Below are 17,260 nucleotides of genomic sequence, written 5' to 3'. Positions count from 1 at the left end.
TTATAATTACTTCGTTTCTACGCCTTTTACTTTTGGGGTTAGGCGGTCGACGATCATGGCTAGGGCTCCGTCGCCTGTTACGTTTGTGGCGGTGCCAAAGCTGTCTTGAGCCATGTAGAGGGCGATCATCAAGGCGACCATTGATTCGTCAAAACCGAGCATTGTGCTCAGAAGGCCAACCGCGGCCATGACAGCTCCTCCAGGGACTCCAGGTGCCGCGATCATTGTTACGCCGAGCATGAGGATGAATGGCAGGTAGCTTGAGAAGCTGATTGGCATGCCATTCATTAGCAGGACGCCGATGGAACAGGATACTAGTGTGATCGTACTTCCTGATAAGTGGATCGTCGCAAATAACGGAACGGTGAAGTCCGTAACTTTATCCGATGCACCGGTCTTTTTAGCTTGTCTTAATGTGACTGGAATTGTTGCAGCTGAGGATTGTGTCCCGATTGCTGTCATATAGGCAGGTGCCATTGTTTTCATCAGATAAAATGGATTCTTCTTTGAAAGGGTTCCGGCAACCGTATACTGAATGACCAGCATAAGCAGATGCAGCGCGATGACCATAACGAAGACGAGTGAGAATACTGATAATACCTTTGCCACTTGCCCACTGAATGTCATATTCAGGAAAATGCCGAAAATATGGATCGGCAATAAGGGAATGATGATGAATGAAATGACTTTTTCAATTAACACATTCATCTCTTCAAAGAATGAAAGCATCGTTTTACTTCCGATGGACGCCATCCCGATTCCAAAAATGAACGCGAGCAGCAATGCCGACATGACGCCCATGATTGGTGTCATTTCAAGTTCGAAAAATGCTGTAGCAGCGGCTTTTCCTGCATTTTCAACAGATTCGTTGCCGATGCCGCCAATGAAATTCGGCAGTATTGTCATCGCAGCGAAAAATGCTAAAATCCCTGCCGCAATCGTGGATGCATACGCAAGCACGGTTGCCAATCCTAGTAGCTTACCGGAGCCGCTGCCCAGTTTTGCAATACCAGGCGCAATGAATGCAATGATAATGAATGGTACGACAAAGTTAAGAAAACCGCCGAAAATCATATTAAATGTTGCGAACAACCGGGTGAACCAGTGTGCAAAACCTGCATGTATTTCTGGGAGCAACATCCCAAGCCCCACCGCAAGCCCTATTGCGATAACGATTCGCCATATAAGGCCTATCTTCCACTTCATAAAATGTCCTCCTCAAATGTACAATTGTTTATAAAACAACTATCCAACTTTAACATAGTAAAGGAAAAATGGGAACACTTTTAGGAGAGATTTGCTTATTTTTGAAGCAGAAAAAACCGCCTGCTTCCATTTGGGAGCAGACGGTTGTTCGATTATTTTACTGGAACGACAGAGCCGCCCCACTCTTTTAAAATAAATTCCTGGATTTCATCGGATTGCAACACTTCAACGAGCGCTTTAATCGCTTCGTTGTTTTCATCGCCAGAACGAACCGTAATGACGTTTACATAAGGAGAATCACTTTCTTCAATTGCAATCGAATCTTCAAGTGGGTTCAAACCAGCATCGATCGCATAGTTGGAATTGATGAGAAGCGCGTCGCCTTCATCATTTTTATAAAGTGTCGGCATCAGAGCTGCTTCATAGTCCGGTTCAAACTTCAGATTCTTCGGGTTGTCCACGATGTCCTTAAGTTCAGCATCAACTTTTTCAACACCTTCAGCAAGTGTGATTAATCCTTCTTTTTCAAGCATTTCAAGCACACGCCCATGATCTGAAACCGAGTTGCTCATAAGGACCGTCGCACCGTCCGGAAGTTCATCCAGTGATTTATATTTCTTCGAATAAACACCCATCGGTTCGATATGGATTCCTCCCGCGTTGACAAAGTCGTAGCCGAAATCAGCGATTTGACTTTCCAAATAAGGAATGGTCTGGAAATAGTTCGCATCCAATAGACCCGATTCCAAGTCTTTGTTCGGCAAAATATAATCCTGGTATGTTTCGATTTCCAAGTCGATGCCTTTTTCCTTCAACAACGGCTTCACTTTTTCCAGAATGACGGCATGCGGTGTATTGGAAGCACCAACAACGAGTTTAGTAGTCTCTTCCTTGCCGCCCGCGGCATTTTTGCTTGCTCCATCTTTATCCTTCGCTCCGCATGCCGCTAATGCAAGCACGAGAACAGTCAATAGTAATGCTGATAATACTTTTTTCATGTTAATCCTCTCCCCATTCTTTGATGATTTTTATAATAACAGGATTACCTGCAATTAACGTTTGTCCAATTTTTTAACTGCAAAATCGCCGATGGCTTGAATCACAAAGACGATAATCAAAATGATGATCGTTGCAACAATCATCACGTCCGTCCGGCTTCTCTGGAATCCTTCATAATAGGCAAGGTTCCCGAGCCCGCCTGCTCCGATGACGCCTGCCATCGCCGTATAGCCGACGAGCGCAATCGCCGTTACCGTAATTCCAGAAATGAGCGCGGGCATCGATTCGGGCAGCAGCACTTTGAAGATGATTGTACTTGTTTTCGCACCCATCGATCTCGCAGCTTCGATAACGCCTCTATCGATTTCACGCAAGCCGATCATGACCATCCGCGCATAAAACGGGGCAGCCCCGATGACGAGAGCCGGGATGGCCGCTTCCGGACCACGCATCGATCCAACGAGCAAGGTTGTGAAAGGGATAATGAGTATGATCAAAATAATAAAAGGGATTGAGCGGAATATATTGACGAAAGCTCCCGTAATGCCGTATACCAATTTATTTTTCCAAAGCTGGCCTGGGCTTGATAAGAATAGGAGCACGCCGAGAACAATCCCGAAAATGAATGTATATAAAGTGGAGATTCCTGTCATATATAATGTTTCAACTGTTGCTTCCCACATTTTATCCCAGTTAACATGTTGAAATAGTTCTTCATTCATTGCCGATCACCTCTGTCTGTACGCCTAGTTCATGGAGATAGGCAATCGCTGTATCAATATCATTTTCATTGCCGAGAAGCTGTAAAATGAGTGAGCCATAAGCGCCGCCTTTTGTATGGGAGATATTCCCTTGGACGATATTCACGTCGACATCGAATTTCCGGATCAAGCTTGCCAACACAGGATGCTCTGTCTTCTCCCCGACAAATACGAGTTTGATGAGCGTCCCTCCCGGCAAATGAGCTATCGCTTGATCGGTTCCAGCCGGTTCCGTCACTTGGGAAACGAACCGTTTTGTAATCGGAGCTTGCGGGGACTGGAACACATCCAGCACCGGACCGATTTCTACGACTTTCCCGGCTTCCATGACCGCCACGCGATGGCAGATTTTCCGGATGACATGCATTTCATGCGTAATCAGTACAATCGTCAAACCAAGCCGTTCATTAATATTTGTCAACAGATCCAGAATCGCATCTGTCGTTTCCGGGTCAAGCGCGGAAGTCGCTTCATCACAAAGCAGCACTTCAGGATCATTTGCCAATGCGCGAGCAATTCCGACACGCTGCTTTTGACCGCCGGAAAGTTCGGAAGGATAAGCATCTTCCCTGCCACTCAATCCGACGAGCTCAATCAGTTCCGCCACTTTCCGTTCGCGGTCTGCCTTTTTCACTCCGGCGATTTCAAGCGGGAATGCTATGTTTTGCTTCACTGTACGGGACCAAAGCAAATTGAAATGTTGGAATATCATGCTTATCTTTTGTCTTGCTTCCCGCAGCTCTTTACCTGTAAAGGCCGATATTTCACGGTTTCCGATTTTGATTGTCCCCGTTGTCGGAGTCTCTAGCCCATTCAATAGGCGAATCAATGTACTTTTCCCGGCACCGCTGTAACCGATGATGCCAAAGATTTCACCCTCATCAATCGTTAGGGACACACCGTCCACCGCCAGAATTTCATCATTCGTCCGGCCGAACCTTTTTTTCACGTCTTTCAGTTGGATCATCATTATCACCTCTACCACTATCTTGTCCAAAATAAAAACCTTTCCGCGGATAAGCAGAAAGGCTAAAACGTTATATCAAATAAACGTCAATCCGATCTCTCATCTCTCAAAGCAAACGCTTTGTGTGACTTGGCACCATTTCACTTCCGTGACGGTTGCCGGGCTTCATAGGGCACTTCCCTCCACCTCTCTTTATAAGAGCGACATATTCAGTTAAAGTTAATAGATATACTTATATCATGGCTTGCTGACTACTGTCAACCTATTTTCTCAAGAAGATGCGGAATAGATTGAAAAGCATAGATTTTATGGACGACTTCCCCACTCTTCTGGATTAAAAGACAAGGGACACTTTCGATTTCATAGTCGACAGCGAGGTCCTCTACATAATTCAGATCCGCCTTCCCAATCGGCAAATTTGGTTTCATAGCAGCAATGACTTCCATCATTTTCGAAGCAACTGCACAAGTTCCGCACATCGGCGTATATAAATAATATATCGATTCCGGAAAATCTAATTTGCTCATTTCCCATTGCTCACGTGTCCAGTTTTCGATATTGGTCACAATTGATCACCTTCAAAGTAAAAATTCGGGATGCACCTCAAAATTCTCAGAGAGGAGGACGGCGGCAAGCACACGGTACGGCGTCGTTTCGACTTGGCGATACGTCCGTTCCGTATAAAGATGGGTCGCTTCCGGATAATATCTTTTGAATAAAGACCTGATTTTATCGCCGGATTCATCGGCATCCAGAAACACGAACAGTTCGCAATCCTCATAAGGCAAAAGGATCTCCTCGATGCGATAAGGGCTCACAGTCCCGTTCGTGCATATGATTTCAACCGGTTCCGCCAGCACCTTTTGCAATCGCTTCCGATCCGATCCGCCTTCGACGATCAGGACTTTTTGATGTTCCACTTGCACGACACCCCCTTAAACAAAAGCGTAGGGCGGCGATTAGCCTCGACAGGCGCTGGAGGGCTTGAAAAAAAGGCGGTTTTTGCCTTTTCTTTTAAGCCCGAAGCGACCCGAGAGGCTGCCACCCGAAGCTAGATGAAACTACCGCATTAGAAGTTTACCCATCATACCTGGAATTTATCGTTTCCCATCCATTGAAAAAAGCGCCGGAGTTAAAGATCCAGGCGCCACTTAAACGATTACTCGCCGACAGTCATTTTGTCGTAGTCTTCAGCTGACATGAGTTTATCGAGTTCGGATTCGTCTGATGCTTCTACAACGATCATCCAAGCACCTTCAAATGGAGATTCGTTCACCAATTCAGGGCTGTCTTCCAATTCCTCGTTCACTTCAACAACTTTACCGCTGATCGGAGCATACAGTTCAGAAACAGTTTTCACTGACTCGACACTGCCGAATGGCTCGTCTGCTTTCACTTCGTCTCCAACTTGCGGCAATTCAACGAAAACGATATCGCCAAGTTCGGATTGTGCGAAATGTGTAATACCGATACGATACTTTCCGCCTTCATCTTTTACCCACTCATGTTCTTCTGAATAACGAAATTCTTTAGGTGTGCTCATCCCGTACCCCTCCATAAGTATACAATTATTGATTTCCATTCAATTTTGACATATTCCGAAGCTAAAGACAAGAAAGTATATTAGGCTCCCCAAACTTCTTCAAACTGGTCTTCCTTGAAGCCGACAGTCACTTTCGCGCCATCTGTCACAAGCGGTCTTTTCATCAGCATGCCATCCGTCGCCAGCAGCTCGACCTTCTCGTCATCCGTCATCTCGGGCAGTTTATCCTTCAAATTCAATTCCCGGTATTTCATGCCGCTCACATTGAAGAACTTCTTAATATCCAAGCCGGAGTTCCCGATCATTTGTTGAAGCTCCTCTTTTGACGGTGGATTTTCAACGATGTTGACATCTACGAATTCCAACCCCGCGGTTTCCAACCACTTTTTCGCTTTCCTGCATGTCCCACATTTCGGGTAACCGTAATATATTAAAGACAATTCGCAACACCTCCATTTTCCCCAAGTATAACAGAGAAGCCGCCCGGGATAAAAATAACCCGGGCGGTGTCCTATCAAACGACGTATTTTTCAGCGTCAATCAATTTGACGGATGCTTCGCGCTTTTTCGCGATGATGTTGTATGGATTCGAACGTGTCAATTTACGCAATGCAGATAGCATCATGCGTTGGTTATCGCCTTCGACGGATGCAAGGAGAGTTTCTTTCGCATCTTTCTCAATTGCTTCGAACGCTTCTTGGCAGAAGATTTCAGTGTAAAGGATCTTCTGTTGCTCTTTCTCTTCACCATTTTTAGCGATTGCTTTCTCCGTACGGAGCAATGCGGATTCCATTGCGAAGATGTTATTTGCGATGTCAGCAATATTCACGAGAACTTCCTGTTCTTTATCAAGTTGAGTGCCGAATCGTTGTGCCGCCATTCCAGCTGCAAGCAAACCGATTTTCTTCGCGTTTTTCACGAGCACTTTCTCTTGGGCAAGCGCTTCGTCGCCGATTTCTTCCGGCATCATCATAAGCAGCTCTTCCTGCAATTTTTGCGCCTGTTCAAGTAAAGGCAATTCGCCTTTCATCGCCTTCTTCAAGAACGTTCCCGGAACGATCATACGGTTGATTTCATTCGTTCCTTCAAAGATACGGTTAATGCGGGAATCGCGGTAAGCGCGCTCAACTTCATACTCTTGCATGAACCCGTATCCGCCATGCAATTGGACAGCCTCGTCAACGACGTAGTCAAGCACTTCGGAACCGACAACTTTGTTGATGGAGCATTCGATTGCATATTCTGCAATGGAAGCTGCAACCGCTTTTCCGTCTTTTTGCTGTTCCGGAGTCATTTGGCTGTTGCGCTCTTCGAAATACCCTACTGTACGGTAGATTAAGCTTTCCGTCGCATAGATCTTTGATGCCATCGTTGCAAGCTTTTCTTTTGTCAGGTTGAATGAAGAAATCGGAGTTTTGAACTGTTGGCGCTGATTCGCGTACGTAACCGCCAATTCAAAAGCACGTTTGGAACCGCCGACTGTACCTACGCCCAGTTTATAACGGCCGATGTTCAAAATGTTGAATGCGATGATATGCCCTCTGCCGATTTCACCTAACAGGTTTTCAACAGGAACTTGCGCATCTTCAAGGATCAATGTACGAGTAGAAGACGACTTGATGCCCATCTTCTTCTCTTCCGCACCTACGGATACACCTGGGAATTCCCTTTCAACGATGAATGCCGTGAATTTATCGCCATCCACTTTCGCATAAACGACGAATACATCTGCGAATCCCGCGTTTGTGATCCATTGTTTTTCACCATTCAACACATAGTGTGTACCGGCTTCGTTCAGCTTCGCTGTTGTCTTTGCACCAAGCGCGTCAGATCCGGAGCCGGGTTCAGTCAATGCATAAGCGGAAATTTTATCGCCGGATACGGAGTTCGGCAAATACTTTTTCTTCTGTTCTTCATTTCCGAATAGGACGATCGGCAATGTTCCAATTCCGACGTGCGCTCCGTGTGTGATGGAGAAGCCGCCAGCGACGGACATTTTTTCAGCGATCAATGCAGAAGAGATTTTATCAAGGCCGAGACCGTCGTATTCTTCGGGAACGTCGGCACCGAGAAGGCCAAGGTCCCCTGCAGATTTCAGTAGTCTGACAGAGTGTTCGAATTCGTGATTCTCCAAGTTTTCAACGACTGGAAGGACTTCATTTTTCACGTAGTCCTCTGTCGTTTTCGCGATCATTTTTTGTTCGTCGGAAAAGTCTTCTGGTGTAAAGACGCGTGATGCGTCGATGTCCTCGATAAGGAAAGCACCTCCGCGGATGAAATCTTTTGTTGTTGATTCAGTCATTATAATTCCTCCCTTGAAATATTAATAAAATATCTTTTTTTGTAACGGATTTTCGCTTCAGGCGGACGCTTTCCGGGGGGCGGGCGGTGAGCCTCCTCGGTCGCTTTGCTCCACTGCGGGGTCTCACCTGTCCCGCTTATCCCCCAGGAGTCGCCGCCTTTCGCTTCAATCCTTCTTGTCTTCTTCAAAACGCATATTTCACTCTAATCACACATACATGACCCTAAAAGCTCATAAAGCGCTCCTTATAACATTTCAAACACGCCGGCTGCGCCCATTCCGCCGCCGATGCACATGGTGACGACGCCGAATTGCTTGCCTTGGCGCTTCAACTCATTCATTAGCTTCAATGTTAGGACTGAGCCTGTTGCGCCTAGCGGGTGGCCTAATGCAATCGCTCCGCCATTGACGTTGACTTTATCCATATCTATGCCTAGATGGCGGACGACTTGCAAGGATTGGGATGCGAATGCTTCATTCAGCTCCCAAAGGTCGATATCCTCGATGGAAAGTCCAGCCAGTTTCAATGCTTTTGGAACGGCTTCGATCGGCCCGATTCCCATCACTTCCGGCGGAACGCCTCCTACGGCGAATGAACGGAATTTCGCAATCGGTTTCAGGCCTTGGCCTTCCGCGATTTCACGGTCCATGACGAGGACGGATGCCGCGCCATCGGATGTTTGGGATGCATTTCCGGCAGTGACGGAACCTTTCACCGAGAAAGCCGGACGCAATTTCGCCAACACTTCCATCGATGTGCCCGTACGCACCCCTTCGTCCATTTCAAAAAGGACCGTCTTTTCCTGGTACTTTCCGTTTTCATCAACAAAACGTTTCACGACTTCTACAGGTACGATTTCATCTACGAATTTGCCGGCTGCAATTGCCGCTGCCGCCTTTTCATGCGAACGGACTGCAAATGCATCTTGGTCTTCCCGGCTGACGCCGTATTTCATTGCCACCTGTTCGGCTGTGTGGCCCATTCCCATATAGTACTGGGGAGCTGTTTCGGCCAATTTGAAGTTCGGTCTGATTGTATTCCCCATCATCGGCACCATGCTCATCGATTCGACGCCTCCAGCGATGATCGCTTCTGAATGACCTAGCATGATCCGCTCCGCTGCATATGCGATCGATTGGAGGCCCGATGAACAGAACCGGTTAACCGTAATTGCAGGCGTTGTATCGGGCAGCCCTGCGAGCGCCCCGATATTTCGTGCGACGTTCATTCCTTGCTCCGCTTCCGGCATCGCGCATCCAATGATCAAATCATCTATCGGTCCATCGTATCCATTTGCACGTTTCAATGTTTCTTTAATTGTCAAAGCTCCCAGGTCATCCGGGCGAACAGTCGCCAGGGAACCGCGGCCCGCTTTTCCGACCGGCGTCCTTGCACCTGCTACAATTACTGCTTCACGCATTTGAATTTCCTCCTTTTGCAATATGTGCAGATCAGTTGCGCAGCGGCTTCCCTTTCAGAAGCATATGCTGCATCCGCTGTTGGGATTTCGGCTCTTGAATTAGGCTCAGGAACGCCTCCCGCTCAAGATCCAACATGTATTGTTCATCGACAAGTGTTCCATAAGGCACTTTTCCGCCTGATAAAACAAATGCGAGCTTCTTCGCTATTTTCAAGTCATGGTCGCTAATATAGCCCGACAAATGCATGCCTTCCGCTCCGAGGAGCATCGTTGCATACCCGGAATCTCCCGTGACCGGGATTTTCTCTTTCTTCGGCGGTGTATAGCCCGCTTCGTATAATGCGAGTGCAGCCTGCTTCGCGTCATAGATTAAGTGATCTGGATTGACGCTTATGCCGTCCGCGAAATCGAGGAAGTTATTTTCCTTCGCCTCTTCAGCGGAAGTCGACACTTTCGCCATCGCAATCGTTTCGAACACTTTATTCGCAACATATTGGTAATCGACCTGCACGCCGTTCGGCAAGCCTTTCAAATGCTTCGTATACAGATTGACGTTGCCGCCGCCTCCAGGAATCAAGCCAACACCGACTTCCACCAAGCCCATATACGTTTCCATCGACGCTTGGATATGCGCAGCCGGCAAACATACTTCCGCCCCGCCGCCGAGTGTCATTTGGAATGGAGCCGCAACGACCGGCTTCCGGCTATATTTGATTTTCATCATTGCGTTTTGGAACGCTTTGATTGTGTAATCAAGTTCAAAAATATTATCGTCCTGTGCTTCCATTAAAATCATCGCTAGATTCGCACCGACGCAGAAGTTCTTTCCTTGGTTCCCGATGACGAGGCCTTTGAAGTTCTTCTCCACTTCATCGATCGCGAAATTGATCATTTGAATGATATCCAAACCGATTGCATTCGATTGGGAATGGAATTCAAGCAGAGCGATGCCGTCTCCTAGATCGACAAGGCTGGCGCCGGAATTCTTCTTGATGACGCCGTGCTTCTTCTTGTAGCGTTTAAGGTCAATCGCTTTCTCATTGATTGAAACAAGCTTGTAGCCTTCCCCATCATAGAAATAGAGGTCGCCGTCTTCTTCCTTATAGAAAGATTCAACACCGTTGTCGAGCATATTTTGGATGAAAGCTGGAATTGCTGCGTCTTCCTCTTTCATTCTTTCAACCGATTTCGCAATTCCGATTGCATCCCAAACTTCGAACGGACCTTGCTGCCAGCCGAAGCCCCACTTCATCGCATTGTCGATCGCGACGATGTCGTCAGCAATTTCACCGATCAAATCAGCGGAATAGCGCAATGTCGGCGAGAGGATGCTCCACAGGATTTCTCCCGTCCGGTCTTTTGCGTAGACGAGTGCCTTCACTTTATTCGCAAGTCCCTTTTGCTGTTTCGCCATTTCAATTGAAGGCGTTTTCAATTTTTTCGTCGGGCCATATTCGAATGTTTCCGGGTCAAGCTCAAGGATCTCCTTTCCTTCCTTCAAGTAGAATCCTTGTTTCGATTTCGCGCCGAGCCATCCATTGTCGATCATTTTCTTCATGAACGGTGGAAGCTCGAACACTTCCTTCTCTTCACCTTCCGTTTTGTAGTACGCATTTTTTGCAACATGCATGAACGTATCGAGACCGACGACATCCAATGTACGGAAAGTTGCCGATTTCGGCCGGCCGATCAGCGTGCCGGTCACCGAGTCGACTTCTCCGATCGAATAGCCACGCTTCTCCATTTCGCGAAGAGTGATGAGAAGACCGTAAGTTCCGATACGGTTCGCAATGAAATTCGGTGTGTCTTTTGCGACGACAACGCCTTTTCCTAAACGATCTTCTCCGAATTGAAGCATGAAATTGAGTACGCTTTCATCTGTCTTCGCAGTCGGAATCACTTCAAGCAGCTTCAAATAACGAGGCGGATTGAAGAAGTGGGTTCCAAGGAAATGCTTTTGGAAATCCTCCGAACGCCCTTCAGCCATCGCTTCGATACTAATTCCTGATGTGTTGGAGCTGATGATCGTACCAGGTGTCCGAACTGCATCTATTTTTTCATACAAACTTTTTTTAATGTCCAAATTCTCAACGATGACCTCAATGATCCAGTCCACGTCTTTCAACTTTTCCAAGTCGTCCTCGAAATTGCCGACTTCAATAAGTGAAAGATTCTGTTTAGCGGCCAATGGCGCCGGCTTCTGCTTCAAAAGTTTCTCCAAAGCTGTCGCCGCAAATTTATTGCGGACTTGCTGGTCTTCCAATGTAAGGCCTTTTGCTTCTTCCTGTTCAGTGCTATTTTTTGGAACGATGTCCAGCAGAAGGACAGGAATGCCGATATTGGCGAGATGGGCTGCAATGCCAGATCCCATTACGCCTGAACCTAATACTGCCGCTTTCTTGATTTGATATGCCACGTTGCGAAGCCTCCCTTTTTCTTTTGAATGAACATTCATTCATTTTACGAGTAAAAAAAATAGAAACGTTATCTATATCTATCAGTCTATATCATTCTCTTCTTTTTCGCAATATTGAAATGCATTTATTCCCTATTTTTTCTTATGGGCATTTTTCTATGTTGATTCGTAAAAAGAAGGTACACTACTTAGTAAAGGAGTGTGTTCAATATGAAATCAATTACTACAGTTGAAGAATTCAACAAGGTTATTAACAGCGACGACAAATCGCTTATCAAATTCCAAGCTGGCTGGTGCCCGGACTGCACACGTATGGATATGTTCATTGATCCGATTGTCAAAGACTACGATATGTATACATGGTATGACGTCGACCGTGACGTGTTGCCTGAAATCGCGGAGAAATATGAAGTGATGGGAATCCCGAGCTTGCTCATCTTCCAAAATGGAGAAAAGAAAGCGCACTTACATAGCGCGAACGCAAAAACACCGGATCAAGTGACCGATTTTCTTGAAACGGTAAAATGAATCAGTAAGTAAACTACGAGTGGAGGGGGCAACCAATAGGGCCTCCTCCTTTTAGTTTGCCTCTTTTCTATCGGTTTATCGTATAATGGAAGAAAACGCATATGCCGAGGTGTGCCAGATGGATTACATAAAAGAAATAGAACAATATAAAAAGAGAATTGCCGAATTGGAGGAAACGATCAAAAGATCATCTGTTCCGATCATTTCGTCGCTTCTCGATGATACAATTCTTGTGCCCATTGTCGGCTATACGGGACCGGAGCGGTTTGAGCTGATCCGCACACTTGTCTTGGAGCATCTGGACAAGCACCGGGGGATAAACTGTGTTATTTTCGACTTTACTGCAGCTGACCTAAATGAAAAAGAACCCCATGACTACGACTCGCTCGCGCTTGAACTGCAAGTGCTGAACAATACGTTAAAGCTCATGGATGTCCGTCCAATTTCAGTCGGCTTCAATCCGCTGATCGTCAGAAAGATTATTGCAGCTGGCGTCCATATGGAATTCGAGTCGTACGTCAATTTCAGGATGGCAATGAAAACTCTTCAGAAAGAACAAAATTCTACGCTGTAAACCTATCAGTGGAGGGATTGGTAAATGAAACGATTGGAAGGCTTCCAAGGCAAATCTCAATACGATGACGAAATCGATAAGCGCTTCCAGCCTTCCGCTTGCGGTCCGGTCACCGCCTTCACAATTCTCCGACATCATCTGCAAGATTCCCGCATTCAAGTGAATGCTCTTTACCGTTTGCTCGGCGGAACCCGTATCGGCCTGTTCAAATGGCGCTTCATTCACAATCTCCGCAAGCTGCTCGGTTCCGGATGGCGTATTGAAGAATGTGGCGTCGAGGAATTGAAACAGGAAATCGATGCAGGGCGTCCTGTGGCGGCGAAGTTCGACAAATGGTTCACGTTTCATTGGTTCGGCGATTTTGCTTTTGATTATCACTGGGTTCCTGTCGTTGGGTATAAGGAAGATGAAAACGGACTAATTCTGCTTGTCCATGACAATGGAGGCCGGAACCGTGAGAGCCGTGTTCGTGAAATCGCCTATGAACCTAACCGCCCTATCCTATCGTTCATAAAGATTAGAAAAACCACTGCTGACGAGTAGCAGTGGTTTTTGTATTAAGCAATCAGCTCTGGAAATAAAGAGTTCATCTGTCTGAGAATCATCGTATAGCCTTTTTCCCCCAATGGTTCCCTCGCCCCGGAGAAATCCGGAAGGCTTAATTGCTCGATAGGATCATTGAATTCCAGCTCGCAATGGATTTGCGCAAGTTTTTTTGACAGATGCAGCATTTCCATATCCTCTTCGATCTTCTTCCGCATGCCTGGCGTAAGTTCATGCAATGACTCGATGACATCTTCGACGGTTCCATATTCCTTCACGAGTTTCAACGCAGTTTTCGGACCGATCCCTTTCACACCCGGATAGCCGTCGCTCGTATCACCCGTAAATGCTTTCACTTCGACGAATCGTTCCGGTGCAATCTCGTACTCTTCAACAAAACGTTCTTCGGAATAAATATCGTATACATTGTAGCCTTTTTTCATGAATGCGATTTTGACTCCAGGTCGCAAAAGCTGCAAAAGGTCTTTATCCCCAGTAACGATGGTGATATCCGCCTTGCCTTCCCATTCGCAGACGAGCGAGCCGATCAAATCGTCGGCTTCCATTCCAGGGATTCCGTAGTTCTTCCAGCCGATCAGCTCGGACACTTCCCGCGTCATGTCGAATTGCGGCACGAGTTCAGGCGCAGGTTCCGGACGGTTCGCCTTATAGCCGTCGAACAGATCATTCCTGAACGTATGCGCACCCATATCCCAGCAGACTGCCATATGGGTAGGGTTGAAAATAGATGCCGCCGTCATTGCATGGCGCGCAAATCCTTGAACGCCATTCGTAGGGACTCCATCGTCATTCGGGAAGAAATGTCCCATTGCTGATGTGGCAAAAAACGATCTGAATAATAAAGCCATGCCGTCTATAAGCAAAATATGTGGTTTTTGTTCACCTGTCATTGCTATCATCTCCTTAAATCATGTACTTCACTTTTCCAAACCTCATGAAATGGGTATGGAAAAGCAAGGGGGTATTTTTTATGGAACTACATAAAGGTTCATTGTATTGGCCAACTACGTATCAAGCACCTCATAGAAAAAAGCCAGCACAAAAAGAGGATTGCTATGATGCTGTCATTGTCGGAGGCGGCATGTCTGGTGCCCTAACGGCATTATCCCTGCTAGATCGCGGCCTTCAAATCGCAGTTTTGGAAAAAAGGCGGTTTGCAGCTGGGAGCACGTCTGCCAACACGGGGCTTCTCCAATACTCTAATGATATCATGCTTCATGAATTGATTGAACAGATCGGGCGAAATGATGCTGTTGATTTTTACAGAAGCTGTCTGCAAGCAATGGGACAATTGAAGAACATCGCTGATCGCCTGGCGGTAAATCCTTATTTCATTTGCAGGGAAAGTATTTATTACGCAAGCGGTGAGGACGACGCCGAGCGGATTAAAAAGGAATTCCAGACATTATCAACATACGGATTCCCATGCGCTTACTGGGATAGGAATGACCTGCTGAACAACGCCGGCATCGACCGTCCATGTGCCATCGTGACTTTCGGGGATGCGGAAGTGAATCCTTATGTATTCACTAACGGCATATTCGATCTTGCCGAAACGAAAGGTGCTCATCTATTTGAATTTACGGAAATGCTGGATGTAACCGAGCGTGGTGGCCAATTGGCAATCTCTTCAACAGAGGGTGAATTGCGCACAAAAAACATCATTTTCACGACAGGCTATGAAACACTGCCGATCGGCAAAAGGATCGGCGCCGATATTAACCGATCCTACGTGATCGTTACGGAGCCATTGAAGGAGTCGCATGCTTGGTATAAGGATGCGCTTATTTGGGAAACGAAGCGCCCTTATCTTTATTTGAGAACGACTGCCGACAATCGGATTATTGTAGGTGGATTGGATGAAAACAGCGGTGAGATGGAAATCACGGATGAGTTGATTTCTAAACGCGGCAATGAATTGCGAAGGAAATTTAATGAGGTTTTCCCTCACTTGGATATAGGAATTGATTACGCCTATTGTGCAACTTTCGGGGAGTCTATCGACAACTTGCCATTCATCGGTGAGCATCCAACGAGAAAGAATCATTTTTACCTTTTAGGTTACGGAGGAAACGGTACGGTCTACAGCATGCTTGGCGCAGAAATACTTGCCGATCGGCTATTCGGAATTGAGCATCCGGCATCACATATCGTTCAATTGGCGAGAAAGAATGGAAAGGGAAAAAGCAAGATGATTTTATAATGGTATATTGTTGGTGGGATGGAACGCTTTGAGCGCGGAATTACTCGATTTGAGCGCGGGGAGGCTTGCTCTGAGCGCGGAATGACTCGCTTTGGGCGCAGGATGCTTCACATTGAGCGCCAAACGCTCCGTTTTGAGCGCAACCTTTATTTAATTGAACAATAAAAAAGAGGCTGCGGCAGAAAGTCAGATTCTGCCCAGCCTCCATTTCTTACGCATTCAAATAATCACTAATCTTTTCAATATCCGGTCCGAAAATCCGGTCTTCCTTTATCGGTTCGGCAACTTGAAGAAGTCCTTCCAGCTGCCCGCGTGTTTTCGGCGCCATTTTATCCTCGCCTCGGAACATGCAGCCAGTCATCGCGCATAGCGCTTCAATGGCCAAAACGTTTCTTGCATTCTTAATAATTTGCTGTGCATGCCTTGAACCGATTGTCCCCATCGACACATGGTCTTCCTGGTTACCTGATGATGGAATCGAATCGACGGATGCTGGATGCGCCAATGTTTTATTTTCAGACACAAGGCTTGCTGCGGAGTATTGCAAGATCATCGCGCCTGATTGCAATCCAGGTTGCGGGCTGAGGAACGGGGGGAGCCCTTCATTCAATTGCGGGTTGACGAGTCGCTCAATACGTCGTTCGGAAATGTTTGCGAGTTCAGCTACACCGATCTTCAAGAAGTCCATTGCAAAAGCGATCGGCTGTCCGTGGAAGTTCCCGCCGGAAACGACGACTTCACCGTCTTCAAAAATCAGCGGGTTATCTGTCGCCGCATTCATTTCGATCTCCAGCTTTTCTTTTACGTAAGAAAGCACTTGCCAGCTCGCTCCGTGTACTTGCGGGATGCAACGGATTGAATAGGCGTCCTGAACGCGCTTCTCCCCCTGCACAGTCGTCAATACGCTGTCCTCCAGCCAAGTCAACATTCTCGAAGCGACATCGACTTGCTCTTTGTATCCGCGAGCCTCGTGGATGGCAGGATGGAAGGCATCCGTAATTCCATGCAATGCCTCCATTGTCATAGCGGCGATCCACTCACTGCTGTACGCAAGCTTCTCCGCCTCCAAATAGTTGACGACACCTTGCGCGGTCATTGCCTGTGTGCCGTTAATCAAAGCAAGTCCTTCCTTCGCTTCAAGGATGATCGGCTCCATTCCGAATTCATTCCAAACTTGCGCAGCAGGCACATGCCCGCCGTCTCGCCAAACGAATCCTTCCCCTAATAGAACCAATGCCAAATGGGAAAGCGGCGCAAGGTCTCCTGAAGCTCCAAGCGATCCTTGCTGCGGGATGACCGGGTGGATATCGTTATTCACCATGAATGCAAATCGCTCCAACACTTCGACGCGGATTCCTGAGAACCCTTTCATAAGTGCATTTAATCGCAGGACGACCATTGCACGTGAAACCTTCTCAGAAAAAGGCTCACCGACACCGCAAGCATGCGAGCGGATCAAATGCAATTGCAATGCTTTCGTATCCTTTTCATCAATTTTCACATCGCTGAATTTACCGAAACCGGTATTGATGCCATACACCGTCTTGTCATTTTCAACAATCCGGTCAACCGCTTCCCTACTCCTCTGGACGCGTTCCAAAGAAACGGCATTCAACGCGACTTGTTGACCTTTATATAAAATGCTTTTCATCTGTTCAAGTGTTAGAGAAGACCCTGTCAATTCAATCATTCAAACCATCCTTTCGGCTAGAATAAGTTGCTTTCTACTTTCCATCGTACACGATGCCGAAAGGATTTTGGCGATTTTTACGAAAA

17 protein-coding genes and 1 riboswitch are annotated in these 17,260 nt (G+C 46.8%); of the genes, 4 read left to right on the top strand and 13 right to left on the bottom strand.

Annotated features, from left to right (window positions below):
• Window positions 1–6 precede the first annotated feature (6 nt).
• The 11 genes from ACFPTP_RS04965 to ACFPTP_RS04915 form a co-directional block, all read right to left on the bottom strand.
• Window positions 7–1,206: a dicarboxylate/amino acid:cation symporter gene (locus tag ACFPTP_RS04965; protein ID WP_381442678.1), complete on the bottom strand. Its 1,200-nt coding sequence runs from the start codon at window positions 1,204–1,206 to the stop codon at window positions 7–9.
• Between the two features lie 152 nt (window positions 1,207–1,358).
• Window positions 1,359–2,204: a MetQ/NlpA family ABC transporter substrate-binding protein gene (locus ACFPTP_RS04960; RefSeq protein WP_381442676.1), complete on the bottom strand. Its 846-nt coding sequence runs from the start codon at window positions 2,202–2,204 to the stop codon at window positions 1,359–1,361.
• Window positions 2,205–2,258: 54 nt separating this feature from the next.
• Window positions 2,259–2,927, bottom strand: coding sequence for a methionine ABC transporter permease (locus ACFPTP_RS04955; protein WP_381442675.1), 669 nt, complete (start codon window positions 2,925–2,927; stop codon window positions 2,259–2,261).
• On the bottom strand, window positions 2,920–3,933 hold the full coding sequence (locus ACFPTP_RS04950; RefSeq protein WP_381442673.1) for a methionine ABC transporter ATP-binding protein: 1,014 nt from the start codon (window positions 3,931–3,933) through the stop codon (window positions 2,920–2,922). The genes ACFPTP_RS04955 and ACFPTP_RS04950 overlap by 8 nt, the downstream gene beginning before the upstream one ends.
• A gap of 96 nt (window positions 3,934–4,029) precedes the next feature.
• A riboswitch (SAM riboswitch) is annotated at window positions 4,030–4,134 on the bottom strand.
• Window positions 4,135–4,190: 56 nt separating this feature from the next.
• Window positions 4,191–4,499, bottom strand: coding sequence for a thioredoxin family protein (locus ACFPTP_RS04945; protein WP_381442672.1), 309 nt, complete (start codon window positions 4,497–4,499; stop codon window positions 4,191–4,193).
• Window positions 4,500–4,511: 12 nt separating this feature from the next.
• Window positions 4,512–4,853 carry a toprim domain-containing protein gene (locus tag ACFPTP_RS04940; protein WP_381442670.1) on the bottom strand — a complete coding sequence of 114 codons (342 nt, stop codon included), beginning with the start codon at window positions 4,851–4,853 and terminating at the stop codon, window positions 4,512–4,514.
• A gap of 239 nt (window positions 4,854–5,092) precedes the next feature.
• The gene (gcvH, locus tag ACFPTP_RS04935) at window positions 5,093–5,476 is read right to left on the bottom strand and encodes a glycine cleavage system protein GcvH (RefSeq protein ID WP_381442669.1); all 384 of its coding nucleotides are present in this window, start codon (window positions 5,474–5,476) and stop codon (window positions 5,093–5,095) included.
• A gap of 80 nt (window positions 5,477–5,556) precedes the next feature.
• Complete coding sequence (locus ACFPTP_RS04930) at window positions 5,557–5,916, bottom strand: arsenate reductase family protein (RefSeq protein ID WP_381442667.1); 360 nt, start codon at window positions 5,914–5,916, stop codon at window positions 5,557–5,559.
• 74 nt (window positions 5,917–5,990) lie between these two features.
• Window positions 5,991–7,778, bottom strand: coding sequence for an acyl-CoA dehydrogenase family protein (locus tag ACFPTP_RS04925; RefSeq protein WP_381442666.1), 1,788 nt, complete (start codon window positions 7,776–7,778; stop codon window positions 5,991–5,993).
• A gap of 245 nt (window positions 7,779–8,023) precedes the next feature.
• Entirely contained in the window at window positions 8,024–9,199 is a 1,176-nt protein-coding gene (locus tag ACFPTP_RS04920) for an acetyl-CoA C-acetyltransferase (RefSeq protein WP_381442664.1), read from the bottom strand.
• Window positions 9,200–9,230: 31 nt separating this feature from the next.
• Window positions 9,231–11,615: a 3-hydroxyacyl-CoA dehydrogenase/enoyl-CoA hydratase family protein gene (locus tag ACFPTP_RS04915; RefSeq protein ID WP_381442663.1), complete on the bottom strand. Its 2,385-nt coding sequence runs from the start codon at window positions 11,613–11,615 to the stop codon at window positions 9,231–9,233.
• A 210-nt stretch (window positions 11,616–11,825) separates the two neighbouring features.
• Between ACFPTP_RS04915 and ACFPTP_RS04910 the strand changes: the two genes are divergently transcribed.
• From ACFPTP_RS04910 to ACFPTP_RS04900, 3 genes are all read left to right on the top strand, one after another.
• Window positions 11,826–12,143 (top strand): thioredoxin family protein, encoded by a 318-nt coding sequence (locus ACFPTP_RS04910; protein WP_381442661.1) that lies wholly within the window; start codon window positions 11,826–11,828, stop codon window positions 12,141–12,143.
• A 118-nt stretch (window positions 12,144–12,261) separates the two neighbouring features.
• Window positions 12,262–12,717, top strand: coding sequence for an STAS domain-containing protein (locus tag ACFPTP_RS04905; RefSeq protein WP_381442660.1), 456 nt, complete (start codon window positions 12,262–12,264; stop codon window positions 12,715–12,717).
• A gap of 24 nt (window positions 12,718–12,741) precedes the next feature.
• Window positions 12,742–13,260: a C39 family peptidase gene (locus tag ACFPTP_RS04900; protein ID WP_381442659.1), complete on the top strand. Its 519-nt coding sequence runs from the start codon at window positions 12,742–12,744 to the stop codon at window positions 13,258–13,260.
• A 14-nt stretch (window positions 13,261–13,274) separates the two neighbouring features.
• On the opposite strand, the gene ACFPTP_RS04895 is transcribed toward ACFPTP_RS04900, so the two are convergent.
• A complete protein-coding gene (locus ACFPTP_RS04895; RefSeq protein WP_381442657.1) occupies window positions 13,275–14,171 on the bottom strand; it encodes a 5'-3' exonuclease in 897 nt (298 codons plus the stop codon).
• An 80-nt stretch (window positions 14,172–14,251) separates the two neighbouring features.
• On the opposite strand from ACFPTP_RS04895, the gene ACFPTP_RS04890 reads away from it, so the two are divergent.
• On the top strand, window positions 14,252–15,484 hold the full coding sequence (locus tag ACFPTP_RS04890) for an NAD(P)/FAD-dependent oxidoreductase (RefSeq protein ID WP_381442656.1): 1,233 nt from the start codon (window positions 14,252–14,254) through the stop codon (window positions 15,482–15,484).
• A 211-nt stretch (window positions 15,485–15,695) separates the two neighbouring features.
• Here ACFPTP_RS04890 and hutH read toward each other — a convergent pair whose 3' ends face one another.
• The gene (gene hutH, locus ACFPTP_RS04885; protein WP_381442655.1) at window positions 15,696–17,174 is read right to left on the bottom strand and encodes a histidine ammonia-lyase; all 1,479 of its coding nucleotides are present in this window, start codon (window positions 17,172–17,174) and stop codon (window positions 15,696–15,698) included.
• Window positions 17,175–17,260: the final 86 nt, after the last annotated feature.

The sequence above is a fragment of the Sporosarcina koreensis genome (assembly GCF_042655825.1).
Classification (GTDB): domain Bacteria; phylum Bacillota; class Bacilli; order Bacillales_A; family Planococcaceae; genus Sporosarcina; species Sporosarcina koreensis.
The sequence above is the reverse complement of the archived record's forward strand: the minus strand, read 5'-3'. Positions and strand labels throughout refer to the sequence as shown.